Below are 19057 nucleotides of genomic sequence, written 5' to 3'. Positions count from 1 at the left end.
TGACCACGGAGGTTGGTGAGTACGCCTAGGGCCTGTCGTCAGCGTCCTGATCGGCTGCCAGGCCGTACGCCTGCGCGATCAACTCGTAGGAGAGCAGCCGCGCCTGGTGGCCGTGCACGTGCGAGGTGACCATCAGCTCGTCGGCGCCGGTGCGCTTGCGCAGCTCCTCCAGCCCCTCGGCGACCTCCTGCGGGGAGCCCAGCACCACGTTGCCGAGCCAGTTCTCCAGGAAGTCGGCCTCGGCCGGGCTGTAGGGGTAGGCGGCGGCCTCCTCCGGGGTGGGGATCTTCCCGGGCATGCCCCGGCGCAGCCGCAGCATGCCGAGCCCGGCCGAGGCGGCCAGCCGGCGCGCGGCCTGCCGTCCGCCCTCGGGCACGGCCACCGCACTGACGCCGATCAGCGCGTACGGTTCGGCCAGCACCTCGGAGGGCTGGAAGCTGCTGCGGTACAACTCCAGCGCGGGCACCGTGTTCTCCGCGCTGAAGTGGTGCGCGAAGGCGAACGGCAGACCGAGCCGCCCGGCCAGCTGGGCACTGAAGCCGGAGGAGCCGAGCAGCCACAGCGGCGGGCGCTCGGGACCGTTCGGCACCGCGCTGAGCCGGGCGTAGGGGTGCCCGGCGGGGAAGTCGCCGTCCAGGAAGTGGGTCAGCTCGGACAGCCGGCGCGGGAAGTCGTCCGGGTCCTCGTGCTCGCCCCGGCGCAGCGCCCGGGCGGTGGCTGGGTCGGTGCCGGGCGCCCGGCCGAGCCCCAGGTCGATCCGGCCCGGGTGCAGCGCCTCCAGCAGGCCGAACTGCTCGGCGATGGCGAGCGGCGCGTGGTTGGGCAGCATCACCCCGCCGGAGCCGAGCCGCAGCGTGCTGGTGTGCGCGCCGAGGTGGGCGATCAGCACGGCGGGCGTGGAGCTGGCCACCCCCGGCATGCCGTGGTGCTCGGCCACCCAGAAGCGGTGGTAGCCCCAGCGCTCGGCGCCGCGGGCCAGCTCGGTGGTGGCGGTCAGCGCCTGGGCCGCGGTGTAGCCGGCACCCACGGGGGCGAGGTCGAGGATGGAGAGCGGGGCGGGGGCGGTGCCGCGCGCGACCCCCCGGATGTCCTGCCTGGTCTGCCGCTGGTCCTCGCCGGTCATGGGTCAACCTTCCGCTTCGCACTGCCGTTCCGCTGCGGGACAACAGCGCGCCGGCCGCGCCTGTTCCCCGCCTCGGCCGTTGTGGTGTTCGAGACATCGGTACAGGCCCTACGGTGGGGTGATGCCTGACAGCCGCCGCGTCGCGACCACCCCGGCGCCCGCCCGCGCCCCGCAACCCCTCACCACCGTCCAGTCGGTCGGCCTGCTGCTGACCCTGGTGCTGGGCTCGCTGAGCGCGCTGGCGCCGCTCTCGATGGACATGTACCTCCCGTCGCTGCCCGGCATCACCACCGGCCTGCACACCTCGGACGCCATGGTCCAGCTGACCCTGACGGCCTGCCTGGTGGGTCTGGCGCTCGGCCAGTTGGTGGCGGGGCCGCTCAGTGACGCGCTCGGCCGGCGCCGTCCGCTGCTGGTGGGCATGACGCTGTACGTGATCTCCACCGCCTGCTGCGCGCTGGCGGTGGACGTCCGGGTGCTGATCGCCTGCCGGGTGCTGCAGGGCCTGTCCGGCGCGGCCGGGATCGTGATCTCGCGGGCCGTGGTGCGCGACCTGTTCGACGGTCTGGCCGCCGCCCGGTTCGCCTCCTCGCTGATGCTGATCTCCGGCTCGGCGCCGCTGGTGGCACCGGTGCTCGGCGGGCAGCTGCTGCGCGTCACCTCCTGGCGCGGGGTGTTCGGGGCGCTCACGGTGCTCGGCCTGGTGATCCTGGTCACCTCAGCACTGCTGGTGCGCGAGACGCTGCCGCCCGAGCGGCGCCGCACCGGCGGGCTGCGCGACACCCTGCGGACCATGCGCGCCCTGCTGGCCGACCGGCTGTTCAGCGCCTACCTGCTGACGGTGTCCTTCGGCTTCGGCGCGCTGTTCGCCTTCATAGCCGGCTCGCCGTACGTGGTGCAGGAGGTCTACCACGGCTCGGCGCAGCGCTACAGCCTGGTCTTCGCACTGGTCGAGGCCGGGCTGGTGGGCCTGTCCCAGCTGACCGGCCGTCGGCTGCTGGGCCGGTTTCCCTCGCACCTGATCCAGCTGGCCGGGGTCCTGCTGCTCGCGCTCTCCGGGGTGGCGCTGGTGCTGATGGCGGCCGGGCACCACGGCGGGCTGCCCGGGATCACCGTGGGACTCTTCCTGATGGCGGCCGGGCTCGGCACCGTCAGCACGCCGAGTTCGGCGCTGGCCCTGCAGCGCGCTCCGCACGCGGCCGGCACCGCCTCCGCGCTGCTGGGCACCATGCAGTTCCTCACCGGGGCGATCGCGCCGGCCCTGGTCGGGCTCGGCGGGCACGACAGCGCGCTGCCGATGACGGTGGTGATCCTCGGCATGGCGCTGGCGGCGCTGGCCTCCTTCGTGCTGCTGGTCCGGCCCTGGCAGGCGGTGCCGGACCCGCTGCGCGGCTGAAGCGGCGTCCATCGGGCGGCTCGCCGACCACCACCCCGTCGTCGCCCTCCGTGTTGGCGGGATCACGCCAGCGCCGGTTCTCGCCAGCCGCCGATCTCGCGCGGCGCCCCTCGGGTCGGGCAGGCTGGATCCCGCAGCGGGGCGCCGACCAGCGCCCGCGCCACAGTCACGCCAGTGGACTGGACCAGTTCCGGGCGACCCTCGTGGACCCCCGCGACGGACACCCCGTCGCCGGGGTCCACGCCTGTCTGCGGCACCGCTCGGTACCCGGGGGAGCGCGCAGCGTGGGGGGCCCTCAGCAAGCCTTCATACAGAGCCGATAGCGTGGTACCCCGAGCCACCTGTTCTCCTCCGGGCGGTCCGGAGGGAGTTGGATCCATGGGAAGCGCGGCGCTCGTGACGTCGTCCTGGTTCTCTGTGCTGGCAGTGCTGGCCGTCCTCGGCGACGCCTTCCTGCCCTTCCTGCCCAGCGGCACCCTGGTGATCCTGGCCGTCCTGAAGACCGACCGGATAGCCGGCGCACCGCTGATCCTCGCGGGCGCCGTCGCGGTCTCCTCCTTCCTCGGGGACGTCCTGCTGCTCGCCCTGGCCCGACGCGGCGCGCCCTTCCTGCGCCGCCGGCTGGCCAAGCGGCCGAAGCTGGCCGGCAACGTCCGCAGGGTGCAGCACGCGCTGGACGGGCGGACCAACCGGACCGCCGCCGCCGTGGTGATCGTGGCCCGTTTCGTGCCGGGCGGCCGCACCGTGCTGGACCTGGCGATCGGACACTCACCGGCGCCCTCGCACCGGTTCCTGCGCTGGTCGGCGCTGGCCGCCCTGGTCTGGGCCGGCTACATCGTGACCCTGGGCTGGCTGAACAGCCACTGGTTCAACACCACTTGGCTGAGCATGGCGGTCTCCTGCGCCGCCGCGACCGCGATCAGCGCGTCCGTCGCGCGGCTGGTCCGCCGGCACCGGCGGCTGGCCGCCGTGCTGCCCGTCGACCCCGCCTGAGGCTCGATTCCCCCGCGGCTTCCCGGATTCTCCCCCGGCACCCGCGTGCCCGAAGTGTCCCAGGCCTGCAACAGAACCCCTGTCGGCGCAGCCGGCGGCCGACTTCTGGCGTCATCTGCAGAGGCGTCACGGGTACGGTTGCTCCTGGATTGAACCAGTGCTCCGTGACATCCTGGTTGAAAAAATCTGATCAAATGCCGTAATTATCCTGGCAGCTTCCGCCATGCCCGCGGAACGGCCCGGATCGAGCTGGCTGGGGAGACCATGAGCAGCATCTCGCGCAGGACCGTACTGGGCGCCACCGCGGCCACGGCCGCCCTCGGGGCACTCACCGCGTGCGGCAGCAGCGGTGCCTCACACTCCGACAGCGCCCCGGCCGGCGCCGGCAGCCCCGGTGGCTCGCCCAGCAGCGGCACCACCCTGGTGCCCTCCGTCCCGCCGTCCGGCAAGGTGACCCCGATCGGCGACGGTTCGACCTCCGACACCGGCCCACAGCCGAACCAGCCCAAGGCCGAGAAGCTCAAGCCGGGCGAGCGCCCCCCGCAGTTCGTGGTCTTCTCCTGGGACGGCGCCGGCGCCACCGACGACGGCCAGTTCGACCGCTTCCTGAAGCTCGCCGACCAGCACAAGGCCACCTTCACCTTCTTCCTCTCCGGCATCTACACGCTGCCCAAGACGAAGACCAGCCTCTACCACCCGCCGCAGCACTCGGTCGGCGCCTCCGACATCCCGTACCTGTCCGACGGCGCGATACGCAACACCATCAAGATGATCAGCCAGGCCTGGCTGGCGGGGCACGAGATCGGCACCCACTTCAACGGCCACTTCTGTTCCACCCGCTCCGACCACAACGGCGTCAACCGGTGGTCGCCGGAGGACTGGGAGAGCGAGATCCAGCAGGCGGTCTCCTTCGTCACCCAGTGGAAGACCAACACCGGCTTCACCGACCTGCCGCCGCTGCCCTTCGACTACACCAAGGAGCTGATCGGCGGCCGCACCCCCTGCCTCGACGGGCAGAAGAACCTGCTGCCGACCGCCGCCAAGCTCGGCTGGAAGTACGACGCCAGCTCGCCGGGCGAGAAGCAGGTCTGGCCGCAGAAGGTGCAGAACGGCCAGCTGTGGAACTTCCCGCTGCAGTCCATCCCGTACCCGGGGCACTCCTTCGAGGTGCTCTCGATGGACTACAACATCATGGCCAACCAGTCGAACGGCGACCCCAAGGGCGACCCGGGCAAGTTCAACGAGTGGCGCGACGCGGCCGCCGGCTCCTACCTGGCCGGCTTCGACCGCGTGTACAACGGCAACCGGGCCCCGTTCTTCGTCGGCAACCACTTCGAGCAGTGGAACGGCGGCATCTACATGGACGCCGTGGAGGCGACCATCAAGGCCATCGCGGACAAGCCCGAGGTCCGGCTGGTGTCGTTCCGTCAGCTGGTGGAGTGGCTGGAGGTGCAGGACGAGTCCACCCTGCGCAAGCTGCGCACGCTGGGCATCGGCCAGGCGCCGTCCGGCGGTTGGGAGAGCTTCCTCGGCGCCCCCACCGGCACCCCCGCCTCCGGCAGCCCGGCGGCCTGAGGCGCCGGCCGCGAGCCGGCCGGTCAGGCTCGGCCCTGGCCGGCCGGCTCGGCCCCGCCCGGCCGGCTCGCGGGCCACCGGTCCGAGCGGGCCGACGCCTCGTCAGGCCTTGAGGTCCGGGATCCGCCAGTCGATCGGCTCGCTGCCGAAGCCGGTCAGCGCCTCGTCGATCTGCGAGAACGGCTTGCTGCCGAGGAAGAGCCGGGCCGACAGCGGCGAGGGGTGCGCCCCCTGCACCACGACGTGCCGCTCGGTGTCGATCAGCGGCAGCTTCTTCTTGGCGTAGTTGCCCCAGAGCACGAAGACGCACGGCTCGGGCCGGGCGCTGACCGCCTTGATCACCGCGTCGGTGAACTTCTCCCAGCCCTTGCCCTTGTGCGAGTTGGCCTCGTGCGCGCGGACCGTGAGCACCGCGTTGAGCAGCAGCACGCCCTGCTCGGCCCACGGCATCAGGTAGCCGTTGTCCGGCACCGGCAGGCCGAGGTCGGTGTTGAGCTCCTTGAACATGTTGCGCAGCGAGGGCGGCGTCCTGGTCCCGGGCAGCACCGAGAAACTCATGCCGTGCGCCTGGCCGTTGTCGTGGTACGGGTCCTGGCCGAGCACCAGCACCCGCACGTCCTGGTAGGCGGTGGCGGCCAGCGCCGAGAAGACCTGCCCGCGCGGCGGGAACACCTCGTGCTCGGCCCGCTCGGCGGCGACGTAGGCGGCCAGCTCGGCGAAGTACGGCTGTTCGGTCTCCCCCGCCAGCACCTCCCGCCAGGACTGCGGCAGTTCGAACTCCCCCCCGGACTCCGTCAGGGAGGTGCCCCCATCACTGCTCGACACGGCGGCGTCCACCTCAGCGACCTCGGTCACCACATCAACCTTCCCACACCGGGCCCAGCGGCCCGCCCGTCAACCGTTCACCGCGAACGCTACACAGCCGCGCCGACAACCTCCGCCGCCTCCCGGCCCGCCGACCGCGAGGCGGCCCGGCGCAGCCAGACGAACTCCAGCAGGTTGAGCAGCACCAGGAGCCCGGCCAGCGTCAGCAGCGTGCCCAGCGCGGGCAGCCGCCACAGCAGCGGCACCAGCAGCAGCTGCACCGCCACCGTGCCGAGCCGCAGCCAGGCCACCGCCTTGAACATGATCCAGCGGGTGTAGCTGAAGGTCAGCAGGAAGAGCGCGCAGCCGCCGTACAGCAGGCCGAGCGTGCCCGGATCCAGCATCCGGTCCGGGCGGGCGACGGTCTCGTTGAAGCCGACCGCCACCGCGATCACCCCGGCCACCAGCGACAGATGGCCGTAGGAGTACACCAGCCGGATGATGTCGCGGCGCGACTCGGCCACCTCGACGGCGTACCGCATCGCCTCCCCCGCGTGCACGAAGTACAGCCACCAGAGCCCGCAGGAGATGGTGAACGCCGCTGCCACGGCGACCAGTTCGGCCCCGGTCAGGCTGCGCCCGGCAGCCACCGGCGCGCCGGTGCCGACGATCGACTCACCGAGCGCGACCAGCACCAGCAGACCGAACCGCTCCGGCAGGTGGCCCGGGTGGTAGACCACCGCGGCCAGCCGGCGGCGCAGCACCGAGGGCCCGGCGAGGTCGGTGAGCGCCGCCAGCGCCCACAGTCCGAGCCGGACCTCGCCGTGCAGCAGCCCGCCCGCCAGCAGCAGCGGGCCGCTGATCGCCGCGCCGATGCCGTACGGGCCGCGCCAACTGCCGCGCACCCGCACGATCAGGCCGAACAGCACCAGCCGCGCCGCCCAGTACGAGGCGCCGAAGAGCAGCCCGCGCGTCCCGTAGGCCTCGGGCAGCGCCAGCGCCATGAACAGGCCGCTCAGCGAGACCGCGAAGATCCCCAACCGGTCCCGCGGGTTGTCCACGTCCCGGACGTTGGCCTGCACCGTGGTGCCGACCCACGCCCAGTAGAGCGGGACGAAGACCACCAGCGCCCGCAGCAGCCCGCCCGCGCCGTGGTCCCGGTTGAGCAGCCCGGAGACCTGGGTGATCGCGAAGACGAAGACCAGGTCGAAGTAGCCCTCCGCCCAGCTGACCCGCTTCTCCTCGGCCTGCGCCTGCTCGGCCCCCTCGGCCGCCCCCACTGGCACGCTCCGCCCCCCGAGCCTCCCCCCAACCGTGCGTCAGACCAGCTCGATCAGGTCTGCGATCGACTTGACCACCCGGGTCGGCCGGTACGGGAACCGCTCCACGTCCTCGGCCGCGGTCAGCCCGGTGAGCACCAGCACCGTCTCCATGCCCGCCTCCAGGCCGGCCACGATGTCGGTGTCCATCCGGTCGCCGATCATCACCGCGCTCTCCGAGTGCGCCCCGGCGGTGTTCAGCGCCTCGCGCATCATCAACGGGTTGGGCTTGCCGACGAAGTACGGCTCGACGCCGGTCGCCTTGGTGATCAGCGCGGCCACCGAGCCGGTGGCCGGCAGCACGCCCTCGGTGGAGGGGCCGGTCTCGTCCGGGTTGGTGCAGATGAACCTGGATCCGGCGTTGATCAGCCGGATCGCCTTGGTCAGCGCCTCGAAGCTGTAGGTGCGGGTCTCGCCCAGCACCACGTAGTCCGGGTTGTTGTCGGTCAGCACGTAGCCCGCCTGGTACAGCGCGGTGGTCAGGCCCGCCTCGCCGATGACGTAGGCGGTGCCGCCTGGGCGCTGGCCGGCCAGGAACTTCGCGGTGGCCAGCGCGGAGGTCCAGATGCACTCCTCCGGCACCTCGAGGCCCATCCCGGAGAGCCGGGCGGCCAGGTCGCGCGGGGTGTAGATCGAGTTGTTCGTCAGCACCAGGAACGGCTTGCCGGACTCCTTGAGCCGGCGGATGAACTCGTCGGCGCCCGGGATCGGGGTGCCCTCGTGGATCAGGACCCCGTCCATGTCGGTCAGCCAGGACTCGATGGGCTTGCGCTCTGCCACGTACGTCTCTCCCGAAGTCTTGCGATGGTTCCGGATGTTCCCGCATCGCACCGGACCGGACGTCGGCGGCCGGCCGGAGCGCCACCGGCTGCCCCAACGGGGCCAAGCCTAGTCGGCCCACCCGCGCCGCGGCAGCGCGTCCCGCCCACCGGACCCGGGCCCACGTGGTGGAGTGAGGAGCATGACCGCCGCTTCCCCCGCCCCGTACCGCGTCGCCCTGATCGGCTACGGTCTGGCCGGCTCCGCCTTCCACGCCCCGCTGATCGCCACCACCCCGGGCCTGAGCCTGACGGCCGTGGTCACGGCCAACCCCGAGCGCCGCGCCAAGCTGGCCGAGGAGCACCCGGACGCCCGCGCGCTGGACACCCCCGAGCAGCTGTTCGCCGAGGCCGCCGAGTACGACGTCGTGGTCGTCGCCACCCCCAACCGCACCCACGTGCCGCTGGCCCGGGCGGCGCTGACCGTGGGCCTGGCCACCGTGGTGGACAAGCCGCTGGCGACCACCGCGGAGGAGGCCCGCGCGTTGTGCGGCTTCGCCGAGTCCCGCGGCGCGCTGCTGACGGTCTTCCAGAACCGGCGCTGGGACAACGACTTCCGCACCGCCCGGCGGTTGATCGAGGCCGGCGCGCTGGGACGGGTGCACCGCTTCGAGTCCCGCTTCGAGCGGTTCCGGCCCAAGCCGAAGGCCGGCTGGCGCGAGCTGGCCGACCCGGCCGAGGCCGGCGGCACCCTCTACGACCTGGGCAGCCACCTGGTGGACCAGGCGCTGACCCTGTTCGGCCCGGTCAGCACCGTCTACGCGGAGATCGACGTGCGGCGCGACGGCGCGGTCGTCGACGACGACGCCTTCCTCGCCCTCGGCCACACCGGCGGCGTCCGCTCGCACCTGTGGACCAGCGCGATCGCCCCGCTGGCCGGTCCCCGGCTGCGGGTGCTGGGCGACCGCGCCGGCTACGTGAAGGACGGCCTGGATCCGCAGGAGGCGGACCTGCGGGCCGGCCGGCGCCCCGGCGACGGCCGGCCCTGGGGCGTCGAGGACCCCGCCCGGCACGGCACCCTGGGCACCGACGAGCACGCGACACCCCTGGTCACCGACCCCGGCGACTATCCCGCCTTCTACGCGGACCTGGCCCACGCACTGGCCACCGGCACCCCGCCCCCGGTGGACCCGCTGGACGCCGTGGCCACCCTCAGCGTGCTGGAGGCCGCCCGGCAGAGCGCCGCGACCGGCAACACCGTCCTGCTGCGCTGACGGCCGCCGAAAAACCGCCGACCGCCGGACAGCGGCCCTGGGTGACCGACCCCGGTTGTCGTACCATCGGCCTCTAGGCGTGTTCCCGCGTCACCGCCACAGCCCCGAGGAGGTCCGGTCGTGCATCCGCTCGTCCTGCTGCTCGGCATGCTCCGGGTGCTGACCGGTGACCTGCTGCCCGGCGGCAGCACCGGCCTGACCGCGCTGGCCACGGCCGCCACCCTGGTGGTGCTGGCCGGGGTGCTCTCGGCCGGCTTCGTGCTGACCCGGCTGCTCGGCTCGCGCGCCCCGCACGCGGTGCGCGACGGCACCCTGCGACGGCACGCCCTGCGCACCGCCTTCCTGCCACAACGTGATCCGGACGCCCGGGGCCGCCGCCGGCCCAGGGCACCGGGCGCGGCCCTGGCGGCCGCGTAGCCTCCCGGGACCGCACGTCCCGTTCCCCGCGTCCCACCGCCGGTAGCCCACGTCCGGGCACCGAACGTCCCGCCGCGCCCGCTGCGCGGCCGTCCGCCGTCTCACATTCCGTCAGACGCCGGAGGGCCCTCCCCGCATGTCCATCTTCTCGATCTTCGATCCCGCCATCGGCCTCGCCCACACCGTGGTCGGCGCCTTCGCCCACGTCGTGCCGGCCGCGGCCGCGATCGTGCTCTTCACCATCTGCGTGCGCCTGGCGCTGCACCCGCTGGCCCGGGCCGCGGCGCGCGGCGAGAAGAGCCGCACCCGCCTGGCACCGCGGGTCGCCGAGCTCAACAAGAAGCACAAGGGCCGTCCCGAGCAACTGCAGGCCGCGCTCGCGGAGCTGTACCGGGAGGAGCAGGCCTCACCGTTCGCGGGCTGCCTGCCGATGCTGGTGCAGATCCCGTTCTTCTCGGTGATGTACCGCCTCTTCACGCTGCCCACCGTGGACGGCGTCCACAACGACCTGCTCGGGCACACGCTGGCCGGAGTACCGCTCGGCACCCACCTGGGCGCCGCGCACGGGGTGGGCCAGTACGCCGTGTTCGGCGTGCTCTACGCGGCGCTGGCCGCGGTCGGCTACGTGGGCTTCCGGCGGGCCAAGGCCGCCGCCAAGGCCGCGCCGCAGGCTCCGGGCGCGGCCGTCGCCCCCTACCTGGCGTTCGGCACGGTGCTGTTCGCCGCCCTGGTCCCGCTGGCGGCCGCGCTCTACCTGCTGACCACCAGCGCCTGGACCGCCGCCGAGCGCGCCCTGCTGCACCGCGGCGCCGGGGCGCCCGACGCGCCGACCGCCCCGGCCGAGGCACCCGCCCTGCCCGCGCCCCGGACCGCATCCCCGGCCGCACCCCGGCGCACCGGCAAGCGCACGGGCCGGGCCGCGGCCGTCGCCGCGCCCCGGCCCGCGGGCAAGCCGTCCCGTCAGCGGCGCTCCCAGCCCGCGAGGTAGGCGTCGATCTCGCCGCTGATCCGCTGCTTGCCGCTCTGGTCCAGGAACGAGGCCGTCACCGCGTTCTTGGCCAGGGCGGCCACCCCGGCCTCGTCCAGCCCGAGCAGCTGCGCGGCGACCGCGTACTCGGTGTTCAGGTCGGTGCCGAACATCGGCGGGTCGTCGCTGTTCACGGTGACCAGCAGGCCCGCGTCCACGAACCGCTTGATCGGGTGCTCCTCCAGGCGCTCCACCACCCGGGTCGCCAGGTTGGAGGTCGGGCAGACCTCCAGCGGGATCCGGTGCTCGCCGAGGTAGTCCATCAGCGCCGGGTCCTGGTACGACTGCGTGCCGTGCCCGATCCGCTCGGCGCCCAGCTCGCGGATCGCGTCCCAGACCGTCTGCGGCCCGGTGGACTCCCCGGCGTGCGGCACGCTGTGCAGGCCGGCCGCCCTGGCCCGGTCGAAGTACGGCTTGAACTGCGGCCGCGGCACCCCGATCTCGGGCCCGCCGAGACCGAAGCTGACCAGCCCCTCGGCGCCCACCTCCAGGGCGAGCCGCGCGGTCTCCTCCGCCGAAGCCAGACCCGCCTCGCCCGGGATGTCGAAGCACCAGCGCAGCACCACGCCGAAGTCCCGCTCGGCGCACTTGCGGGCGTCCTCGATGGCCTCCATGAACGCCACGTCCGGGATGCCCCGGCGGACCGAGCTGTACGGCGTGACGGTCAGCTCCGCGTAGCGGATCTGCTGGCGGGCCATGTCCTGGGCCACGCCGTAGGTGAGCGTGCGCACGTCCTCGGCGTCACGGACCAGGTCGACCACCGAGAGGTAGACCTGGATGAAGTGCGCGAAGTCGGTGAAGGTGAAGTACTCCGCCAGTGCCTCGGGATCCGCCGGCACCTGGCTGCGGCCCTCGTAGCGGGCGGCCAGCTCCGCCACCACGCGCGGCGAGGCCGAACCCACGTGGTGCACGTGCAGCTCCGCCTTGGGCAGCCCGGCGATGAACGCCTGGATCCCTTCGATCCCTCGAGACATGCTCGTCTTCTCCTTGGTCGTCCGGCTAGACAGACTTCGCATCATGACATGCCGGGCGCCGCCCCAGCCTACCCGCCCAGCGCGGTGGCCACGGTGTGGATCAGCAGGCCGGCCAGGGCGCCGACCACCGTGCCGTTGATCCGGATGAACTGCAGGTCACGCCCGACGTTGGCCTCGATCTTGCGCGAGGCGTCGTCGGCGTCCCAGCCTGCCACGGTGTCCGAGATCAGCGAGGTGATCTCGGACCGGTAGGTCTCCACCACGTACTGCGCCGCGTCCTGCAGCCAGCCGTCGGTCTTGCGCTGCAGCCGCTCGTCGGTGGCCAGCCGCTGCCCGAACGAACCGATCCCCGTGCGGATCCGGCGGCGCAGCTCGCTCTGCTCGTCCTCGGCGGCGCTCAGCACCAGGGTGCGCACCGCGCTCCAGGAGGAGGCGATCAGCTCCTGCACCTCGTCGCGGGCCAGCAGTTCGGCCTTGGCCCGCTCGACCCTGGCCTGGGTGGCGGCATCGGTCTGCAGCTCCACCGCGAAGTCGGCGAGGAAGGTGTCGATCGCGCCCCGGGCCGGGTGGTGCGGGTCGTCACGGATCGCCGTGACGAAGCGCATCAGCTCCTTGTAGACCCGCTCGCCGACCTGATGGTCGATGAACTTGGGCGTCCAGCCCGGCGACTTTATGGCCACCTTCGAAACCACGTCCCCGTGGTGCTCGCTCAGCCAGTCGTGCGCCCGGACGGCGACCAGGTCGACCACGCCGTGGTGGCCGCCGTCGGCGACGACCTTGCCGAGCAGCCGGCCGATCGGCTCGGCGACCTGGGTGGCGGCCGCCCGCCGGCTGATCGCCTCGCCGACCACCGCCTGCACGTCCTCGTCGCGCAGCACCGCGAGCACCCCGCGCAGCGCGGCCGCCGCCTCGGTGGTGACCCGGTCGGCGTTGGCGGGCACGGCGAGCCACTCGCCGAGCCGGCGGGCGATGCCGAGCGCGGCCAGCCGGCTGCGCACCACCTGCGCGGAGAGGAAGTTCTCGCCGACGAACTGGCCCAGCGAGCGGCCGAAGGCGTCCTTCTTGGTGGGGATGATCGCGGTGTGCGGGATCGGCAGGCCGAACGGGCGCCGGAAGAGCGCGGTGACGGCGAACCAGTCGGCCAGCGCGCCGACCATGCCGGCCTCGGCGGCGGCCGAGACATAGCCGGTCCAGCTGCCCCAGCCGGCCGCGCCAGCCCAGGTGGACAGGGCGTAGACCAGCGTGGCCACGGCCAGGAACCCGGTCGCGATCGCCTTCATCCGGCGCACGCCGCGGCGCTTCTCCTCGTCCGCCTCGGTGAACCGGACGCCCGCTCCGGCCGCCTGCGCGGTCTTCTCGCTCTCCACCCGACCAGTGTCACCGATCGACGGGCCGATCAGGCGTTCTCCCGTCCCTGACCTCTCCCTGAGCTCTCACCGAGCGGGCCGGGCCGACCCCTCCTGGTGCCGCCCCTCCTGGCACCGGCCGCTCCGGGTACGGCGCTACGGGGACCGGCCGCCCGCTCAGCCCCAGCGCGCGTAGGCCCGGTCGACGAAGCCGCGCCAGGCGGGCCGCCGCCGCAGCCGGCGCCGCAGCTGGGCCGGTACCAGCCCGCGCCACACCTGCACCACCAGCGCGGGCTCCATCGGCCCGGCCCCCGCTGCCGAGGAGACCGCCGGGCCGACCACCGGGACCGGCTGCGCCACCCGCTCCCCCGTGACCAGGTGCATGGCCGGCTCGCCGTAGGCCGCCTGATAGCGGATCAATCGGCGCAGCGCCGCCACCCGGCCCCGGCAGGCCAGTTCGAGGCGCAGCCGGTCCCGGGCGGCCACCGCCTGCAGCCGCACCGGCGGACAGTGCCGCTCGACCAGCCGGCCCACCCCGGCGCACAGCCGCCGCTGCGCACCGACCTCCAAGGTCAGGAAGTCGGTGCGGAGCAGCTGGGGCAACTCCCAGCCGAACACCCAGTCCAGCAGCACCGCCAGCTCCACCCCGGGCTCGGCCAGTTGCTGCACCACCTCCACCAGCGCGGCCACCCCGCGCAGCCACTCCTCGTGCCGCGACCGCACGGCGCCGGCCACCGGGCCGGCCGCCCCCGCCCCCGCCGGTGCGCCCGCCTCCGGCTCCCGCTCCTCGTCCCTTTCCCCGTCCCCGCCCTTGTCCCCGCCCCCGTACCCGCCCTCGTCCGGCTCGGCCGCGACCAGGCAGTCCTCCCCGCCCAGCACCGCGATCCGCCGCGAGCTCAGCGCGGCCGCCAGGGTGAGGGGTCGGGCCGCGTGCTCCCCGAGCTCCAGCCGCGGGCGCAGCCCGGCGCCGGCCAGCAGCTCGCGCCGCAGCAGTGCGGCGGCGCCGAGCGCCCCGGAGAGCACGCAGTCCACCGCCTCGACCCGGGTCCAGGACCGGTCGAAGATCGCCCGCCGGTCCCGCGCCCGCCGCCCGAGCACCACGTCGGCGCGGGTCCGGTCGGCCAGCGCCACCAGGCGCTCCAGGGTCTGGGCGCCGGGACACTCCTCGGCGCCCAGCAGGAGCAGGTAGCGCCCGCGGGCCAGCTCGGGCAGCCGACCGGCCGCCGCCGGCTCGACCAGCCGGACCAGCTCGGGGTGCCGCTCGGCCCAGCCGCGCAGCCGGGCGCCGGTGCTGCGCGCATCGGCGGAGTCGGCCGAGCCGACCGGGCCGTCGGCGGACTCGACGACGGCCAGCACCTCCAGCGCACCGGGCCGCCGGCGCCGGATCGACTGCGCCAGCAGCGCCGCCAGCACCGCCTCCCGGACGGGCGGCGCATGGTGGACGGGCAGCAGCACGGTCACCTCCGGCACCGGGGTGCCGTCGCCCCCGCCCGCCCGCGCACTGCCCGTCACACCATCACCTCGCCGCAGGACTCAACCGCCGCCGCCCCGCCCGGGTCACGCCCGTTCAGCCGATCGCGACCTCCGCGTACATCCGCGCGATCACGTCCTCGATCGCCGGTTCCCGCACCGAAAGATCGAGCAGCGGACAGCGCTCGGCGACCGCCGCCACGATCGGCGCCGCGCTGCGCTGGGCCGGGAAGGCCAGCCACTGCCGGCTGCCCTCCACCTTGACCACCCGCGCACCGGGCACCTCGATCGGCGCCACCTCCCTGGCCAGGTCGACCACCAGGACCCGCTCGCTCTCGCCGGTCGCGTGCAGCCCCGGCAGATCGCCGTCGTAGACCACCCGGCCGTGGTCGATGACCATCACCCGCCCGCACAACTGCTCGATGTCGGTCAGGTCGTGGGTGGTCAGCAGCACGGTGGTGCCGCTCTCGTTGATCTCCCGCAGGAACTCGCGCACCCGGGCCTTGCTGACCACGTCCAGGCCGATGGTCGGCTCGTCCAGGTAGAGCACCTGCGGGTCGTGCAGCAGTGCTGCCGCCAGGTCGCCGCGCATCCGCTGGCCGAGCGAGAGCTGGCGCACCGGGGTGTCCAACAGGTCGCCCAGCTGGAGCAGTTCGACGCAGCGGGCCAGGTTGGCCCGGTATCGAGGGGGTGGGATCCGGTAGAGCCGACGGGCCAGCTCGTAGGAGTCGCGCAGCGGCAGGTCCCACCAGAGCGTGGTGCGCTGGCCGAAGACCACCCCGATCCGGCGGGCCAGTGCGACCCGGTCGCGGGCCGGGTCGACCCCCGCCACCCGCAGCCGGCCAGAGGTCGGCACCAGGATCCCGGTGAGCATCTTGATGGTGGTCGACTTGCCGGCGCCGTTCGGCCCGATGTAGCCGACGCACTCGCCGGCCGCCACGGTGAAACTCAGCCCGTCCACCGCGCGCACCTCGCGCCGCTCCCGGCGCAGTCGGCCGGTCCTGGTCCGGATGCTGAAGGTCCTTGACACGTCGTCGAGTTCGATCAGACTCATGATTGACTCCCTGGTGGCGAAGTGGAGATGACGGAGATTCAGCTGCCGGTGCCGCGGTAGGCGCGCAGCCCGGCCCGCCAGGCCAGCGCGGCGGCGAGCACGCTGAGCGCGGCCGCCAGCGGCGAGGCCAGGCCGAGGACCGGCGGCAGACCGAGCGGGTCCGGGCGGCCCAGCAGGTAGAGCAGCGGCAGCCAGTTGACGAAGGCCAGCGGGATGCCGAAGGTCGCCCCGGCGAGCAGCTTCCTGGCGTAGATGCCCGGCGGGTGGCTGAGCAGACTGGCACCGCCGTAGGTGAAGGCGTTCTGGAACTCCCGGCTCTCGCCCCACCAGAACTGCACGGCCGCGCCGGCCACGAAGATCGCCGCGAAGATCATCGTGCCGCTGATCAGCAGGACGGGCAGCAGCAGGATCCGCCCCGGGGTCCAGTGCAGCGGCAGCTCGCCGAGCGACCAGCCGAGCACCGCCAGCGCCTGCAGCGGACGCGCCAGCCGGCGCAGGGTGAAGCGCTCGGCGCAGACCATGGAGAGCGCGGGGGCCGGCCGGATCAGCAGCACGTCCAGCTCGCCGGAACGGATCCGCTCGCCCAGCCCGTCCACCGAGCCGATCAGCAGGTCGGCGACGCCCAGCGAGAAGCCCGAGGTGCCGTAGAGCAGGCCGATCTCGGGCAGCGTCCAGCCGCCGAGCCGGCCGGTGTGCCGCAGCATCAGGATCAGCACCACGAAGTCCAGGCCGCTGATGGCCAGGCTGCCCAGCGAGGTCAGCACGAAGGAGGTGCGGTAGGAGAGCGCGGCGCGCATCCACATGGCGGCCGCCAGCCGCCAGGAGGTGGCCGCCCAGCGCGCCCGCGCGACGAGGGAGTCAGCCACCCTGGACCACCACCCTGCGGGTGGCCAGCGCCTGCGCGAGGCGCCCGGCCGCGAGCAGCAGCACGGCCCAGAGCAGCTGGAACCCCAGCTCGCCGAGCACCCGCCCGGTCAGCGGCCGGTCGCCGTAGCGCTCCAGGAAGACGTCGCAGGGCACCTGGATGATGGCCGACCAGGGCAGCGCCTGGGCCGCCTGGCGCAGGCCCTCGGGGAAGAGGGTGAGCGGCAGCAGCATCCCGGACATGAACATCGAGACCACCAGCATCAGGGCGCGCAGCCCGTCCGCGTCGTGCAGCCAGAAGGCGGCCACCGAGACCAGGAACCGCAGCCCGAAGCTGACCAGCACGGCGAGCAGCACCGAGAGCAGGAAGACCGGCCAGGTCAGCACCGAGCGCGGCAGCACGGCCTGCCCGGCCAGCACCCCGACGGCCAGCGGGACGACCCCGCGGGTGAGCAGCTGAAAGGCCGCCCGGCCCAGTTCGGCGGCCAGCCACCAGCCGAGGAAGTCCACCGGGCGGTACAGGTCGACGGCGATGTCGCCGGTGCGAAAGCGCGCCTGGATGTCGTCCTGGAACCCGCCGCCCCAGGCCGCGACGGTCACCAGCAGGGCCTGGCTGACCCAGATGTAGGTGACGGCCTGTCCGGTGCCGTAGCCGCCCAGGCCCGGCTTGGCCCGCCACAGCGCCAGGAAGGTGGCGGCCAGGATGAAGCCGAAGACCGTGTTGGTGAAGGCCCCCGCCAGCGTCGCCACCCGGTAGGTGGAGTACCGGCGGAACCCGCCGCGTGCGATGGCCAGGTAGAGCCCGGCCGACGTGTCCATCAAATATCTCCTTGTCGACTTTTTGGCGAAGCTGCCACTCCGCACGCGAACAGGGCGGCGCGGCCCGGCGCCGGGCCGCGCCCAAGAGCCCCGATCGATGGACACCCGGGGGTCCGGGGCCTCGTTCGGGGCTGGTGGCAGATCTGAGGTTGTGTCAGACCACGGTAGCGGCCCGCCCCGGCGACGGCAGGTGTTTTTCCGCGGACTCACCCGGACGCGCCGATGCCCCCGGCGCGGCGTGGCCTGGCACCGGGGGCATCAGGGGCGGAGCGGCGTCAGCGTGCGTGCGCGCCGCCCGCCTTGGCGGCCGAGGTCGCCGCGGTCAGCTGGTCGGCGGCCCGCTGCAGGCCGTTCACCGTCTGCTGGAGGGCGGCCGGGTCGGCGGGTGACAAGGCGGGCACAGTGGGCAGGGTGATCGGGATCCCGAGGCTGGCCAGCAGGTTGGTGATCGTACTCAGCAGGGAGCTGAGCAACGCGGTCACCGCACCGAGGCCCGGCAGGGTGGTCGGCACGGCCGGCAGCGTCGGCAGGGACGGCAGGGACGGCAGGCTGGTCGGCACGGTGATCGGCACGGCGGGCGTCGCGTCCGCCGGCCGCTCGGGCAGGGCCGGCATCGGCAGCGAGGCCAGGTGCGCCGCCACCACCTGCAGCGCATCGGGGTCCCGGGCGGGGACGGCCGCGGCCGCGGCGCCGACCGAGGTGAGGCTCATCGCCGCGGTGAGCGCGGCAGCCGTCCAAAGGGCACGCATGAGGTACTTCTCCTGTTCCAGGGGCTCGGGGAGTCACGACGGAACGCATCCGCCGCACTCCACACGGTGAGCCAGCCGACCCACCCCAGCCACCCCGCCTAGCCCGAACGAGGAGGGCCCCCACCTGGTGCCAGGTGGGGGCCCTCGACGTGCCAACGGCACCGGCGGTCCTACAGGTACAGCCCCGTCGACCCCTCCGAGTCCTTCAGCCGCTCGGCGGCCACCGCATGCAGATCGCGCTCGCGCAGCAGCACATAGGTCGCGCCGCGCACCTCGACCTCCAGCTTGTCCTCGGGGTCGTACAGCACCCGGTCCCCGGGCTCCACCGCACGGACGGACTGGCCCACCGCGACCGCCTCCGCCCAGGTGCACCTCTTGCTCAGCTCGGCCGTGGCGGGGATCAGGATCCCGCCGGTCGAGCGGCGCTCGCCCTCCCCGCCTTCGGTGCGGACCAGCACCCGGTCATGCAGCATCCGGATCGGCAGCTTCTCGCCCAGCCGGTCGTGTCGGCCGTGTTCGGGCAGCCCGGTGGACACCGGCTGCTCGGCCTGCTTGCTCTGCTCGTCGTTCGCGCTCACGCCCAGACGGTACCTGGCGTGGGCCCGCGCCGGGGCGCTGGCCCACGATCCGTCCCGGTCGGTCGCGTCGGTCGTGTCAGTCGCGCTTGCGCTTGCGCGCCGAGGCGACCAGCAGCAGCACGCCGCCGCCGACCAGCACCGCCGGCACGATCCGCTCCTTGCGCGGCTGCCCCTTCTCGTCCACGAACTGCGCCTTCAGCTGCTCCACGCCCCGGCTCGCGCCGACGTAGAGCCGCCCGGCCCGCTGCTCCACCGCGGCCAGCGCCTTCGCCCGGACCTGGGCGGCCACGGTGGTCGGGTGCACCCGCATGGCCAGCTCGTCCAGCGTGTCCGCCAGCTGCGTGCGGGTACGGGCGATGTTCGCCTCGATCTCGGCGGTGGTCCGCCCCGCGTCGTCCCGCGCCGCGTCCTTTGTCTTCCCCTTGCCCACCCGGGCCACCTCACTCACCTCGCGTCACGGTCTGCTCCCGCTCAGTCTGTCAGCTCCCCCGCCGGGGCGCGCAGTCCCACCCACCAT

19 protein-coding genes are annotated in these 19057 nt (G+C 73.7%); 6 read left to right on the top strand and 13 right to left on the bottom strand.

The annotated features are described in order from the left end of the window. Positions 1-25: 25 nt before the first annotated feature. Positions 26-1123, bottom strand: a complete 1098-nt coding sequence (locus tag ACFZB9_RS26340) for an LLM class flavin-dependent oxidoreductase (RefSeq protein ID WP_391451075.1) — start codon at positions 1121-1123, stop codon at positions 26-28. A 121-nt stretch (positions 1124-1244) separates the two neighbouring features. On the opposite strand from ACFZB9_RS26340, the gene ACFZB9_RS26335 reads away from it, so the two are divergent. The 3 genes from ACFZB9_RS26335 (at position 1245) to ACFZB9_RS26325 (ending at position 5087) form a co-directional block, all read left to right on the top strand. Continuing rightward, on the top strand, positions 1245-2519 hold the full coding sequence (locus tag ACFZB9_RS26335) for a multidrug effflux MFS transporter (RefSeq protein WP_391451073.1): 1275 nt from the start codon (positions 1245-1247) through the stop codon (positions 2517-2519). Between the two features lie 378 nt (positions 2520-2897). Next, complete coding sequence (locus ACFZB9_RS26330; protein ID WP_391451071.1) at positions 2898-3512, top strand: DedA family protein; 615 nt, start codon at positions 2898-2900, stop codon at positions 3510-3512. Between the two features lie 264 nt (positions 3513-3776). Continuing rightward, positions 3777-5087 carry a hypothetical protein gene (locus ACFZB9_RS26325; RefSeq protein WP_391451069.1) on the top strand — a complete coding sequence of 437 codons (1311 nt, stop codon included), beginning with the start codon at positions 3777-3779 and terminating at the stop codon, positions 5085-5087. Positions 5088-5189: 102 nt separating this feature from the next. On the opposite strand, the gene ung is transcribed toward ACFZB9_RS26325, so the two are convergent. The 3 genes from ung to ACFZB9_RS26310 form a co-directional block, all read right to left on the bottom strand. Continuing rightward, a complete protein-coding gene (gene ung / locus ACFZB9_RS26320) occupies positions 5190-5885 on the bottom strand; it encodes a uracil-DNA glycosylase (protein ID WP_391451210.1) in 696 nt (231 codons plus the stop codon). A 116-nt stretch (positions 5886-6001) separates the two neighbouring features. Next, the gene (locus tag ACFZB9_RS26315) at positions 6002-7177 is read right to left on the bottom strand and encodes a low temperature requirement protein A (RefSeq protein WP_391451067.1); all 1176 of its coding nucleotides are present in this window, start codon (positions 7175-7177) and stop codon (positions 6002-6004) included. 33 nt (positions 7178-7210) lie between these two features. Then, positions 7211-7990: an HAD-IIA family hydrolase gene (locus ACFZB9_RS26310; protein ID WP_327067104.1), complete on the bottom strand. Its 780-nt coding sequence runs from the start codon at positions 7988-7990 to the stop codon at positions 7211-7213. A gap of 181 nt (positions 7991-8171) precedes the next feature. Here ACFZB9_RS26310 and ACFZB9_RS26305 point away from each other — a divergent pair, with 181 nt between their 5' ends. The 3 genes from ACFZB9_RS26305 to ACFZB9_RS26295 all read left to right on the top strand — a co-directional run bounded on the left by ACFZB9_RS26305 (position 8172) and on the right by ACFZB9_RS26295 (position 10647). Beyond that, positions 8172-9242: a Gfo/Idh/MocA family oxidoreductase gene (locus tag ACFZB9_RS26305; protein ID WP_391451064.1), complete on the top strand. Its 1071-nt coding sequence runs from the start codon at positions 8172-8174 to the stop codon at positions 9240-9242. A 120-nt stretch (positions 9243-9362) separates the two neighbouring features. Further along, complete coding sequence (locus ACFZB9_RS26300; protein WP_391451062.1) at positions 9363-9659, top strand: DUF6412 domain-containing protein; 297 nt, start codon at positions 9363-9365, stop codon at positions 9657-9659. 136 nt (positions 9660-9795) lie between these two features. Beyond that, complete coding sequence (locus ACFZB9_RS26295) at positions 9796-10647, top strand: YidC/Oxa1 family membrane protein insertase (RefSeq protein ID WP_391451059.1); 852 nt, start codon at positions 9796-9798, stop codon at positions 10645-10647. On the opposite strand, the gene ACFZB9_RS26290 is transcribed toward ACFZB9_RS26295, so the two are convergent. The 9 genes from ACFZB9_RS26290 to ACFZB9_RS26250 all read right to left on the bottom strand — a co-directional run bounded on the left by ACFZB9_RS26290 (position 10620) and on the right by ACFZB9_RS26250 (position 18988). Beyond that, positions 10620-11660: an adenosine deaminase gene (locus ACFZB9_RS26290; RefSeq protein ID WP_391451057.1), complete on the bottom strand. Its 1041-nt coding sequence runs from the start codon at positions 11658-11660 to the stop codon at positions 10620-10622. The genes ACFZB9_RS26295 and ACFZB9_RS26290 overlap by 28 nt on opposite strands. A 68-nt stretch (positions 11661-11728) precedes the next feature. Next, entirely contained in the window at positions 11729-13027 is a 1299-nt protein-coding gene (locus ACFZB9_RS26285; RefSeq protein ID WP_391451055.1) for a DUF445 domain-containing protein, read from the bottom strand. A gap of 156 nt (positions 13028-13183) precedes the next feature. Then, positions 13184-14518 carry a hypothetical protein gene (locus ACFZB9_RS26280; RefSeq protein ID WP_391451053.1) on the bottom strand — a complete coding sequence of 445 codons (1335 nt, stop codon included), beginning with the start codon at positions 14516-14518 and terminating at the stop codon, positions 13184-13186. Positions 14519-14573: 55 nt separating this feature from the next. Continuing rightward, entirely contained in the window at positions 14574-15530 is a 957-nt protein-coding gene (locus tag ACFZB9_RS26275; RefSeq protein WP_391451051.1) for an ATP-binding cassette domain-containing protein, read from the bottom strand. Between the two features lie 38 nt (positions 15531-15568). Further along, positions 15569-16396 (bottom strand): ABC transporter permease, encoded by an 828-nt coding sequence (locus tag ACFZB9_RS26270; RefSeq protein ID WP_391451049.1) that lies wholly within the window; start codon positions 16394-16396, stop codon positions 15569-15571. Then, complete coding sequence (locus ACFZB9_RS26265) at positions 16389-17213, bottom strand: ABC transporter permease (RefSeq protein WP_391451047.1); 825 nt, start codon at positions 17211-17213, stop codon at positions 16389-16391. The genes ACFZB9_RS26270 and ACFZB9_RS26265 overlap by 8 nt, the downstream gene beginning before the upstream one ends. Positions 17214-17488: 275 nt before the next feature. Further along, entirely contained in the window at positions 17489-17962 is a 474-nt protein-coding gene (locus ACFZB9_RS26260; RefSeq protein ID WP_391451045.1) for a hypothetical protein, read from the bottom strand. 170 nt (positions 17963-18132) lie between these two features. Then, the gene (locus tag ACFZB9_RS26255; RefSeq protein WP_327071563.1) at positions 18133-18435 is read right to left on the bottom strand and encodes a co-chaperone GroES; all 303 of its coding nucleotides are present in this window, start codon (positions 18433-18435) and stop codon (positions 18133-18135) included. Positions 18436-18616: 181 nt separating this feature from the next. Beyond that, complete coding sequence (locus ACFZB9_RS26250; RefSeq protein WP_391451043.1) at positions 18617-18988, bottom strand: DUF3618 domain-containing protein; 372 nt, start codon at positions 18986-18988, stop codon at positions 18617-18619. Between the last annotated feature and the right edge of the window lie 69 nt (positions 18989-19057).

The organism is Kitasatospora sp. NPDC008050 (assembly GCF_042957465.1).
GTDB lineage: Bacteria > Actinomycetota > Actinomycetes > Streptomycetales > Streptomycetaceae > Kitasatospora.
This window is presented reverse-complemented; position numbering and strand designations above follow the sequence as displayed.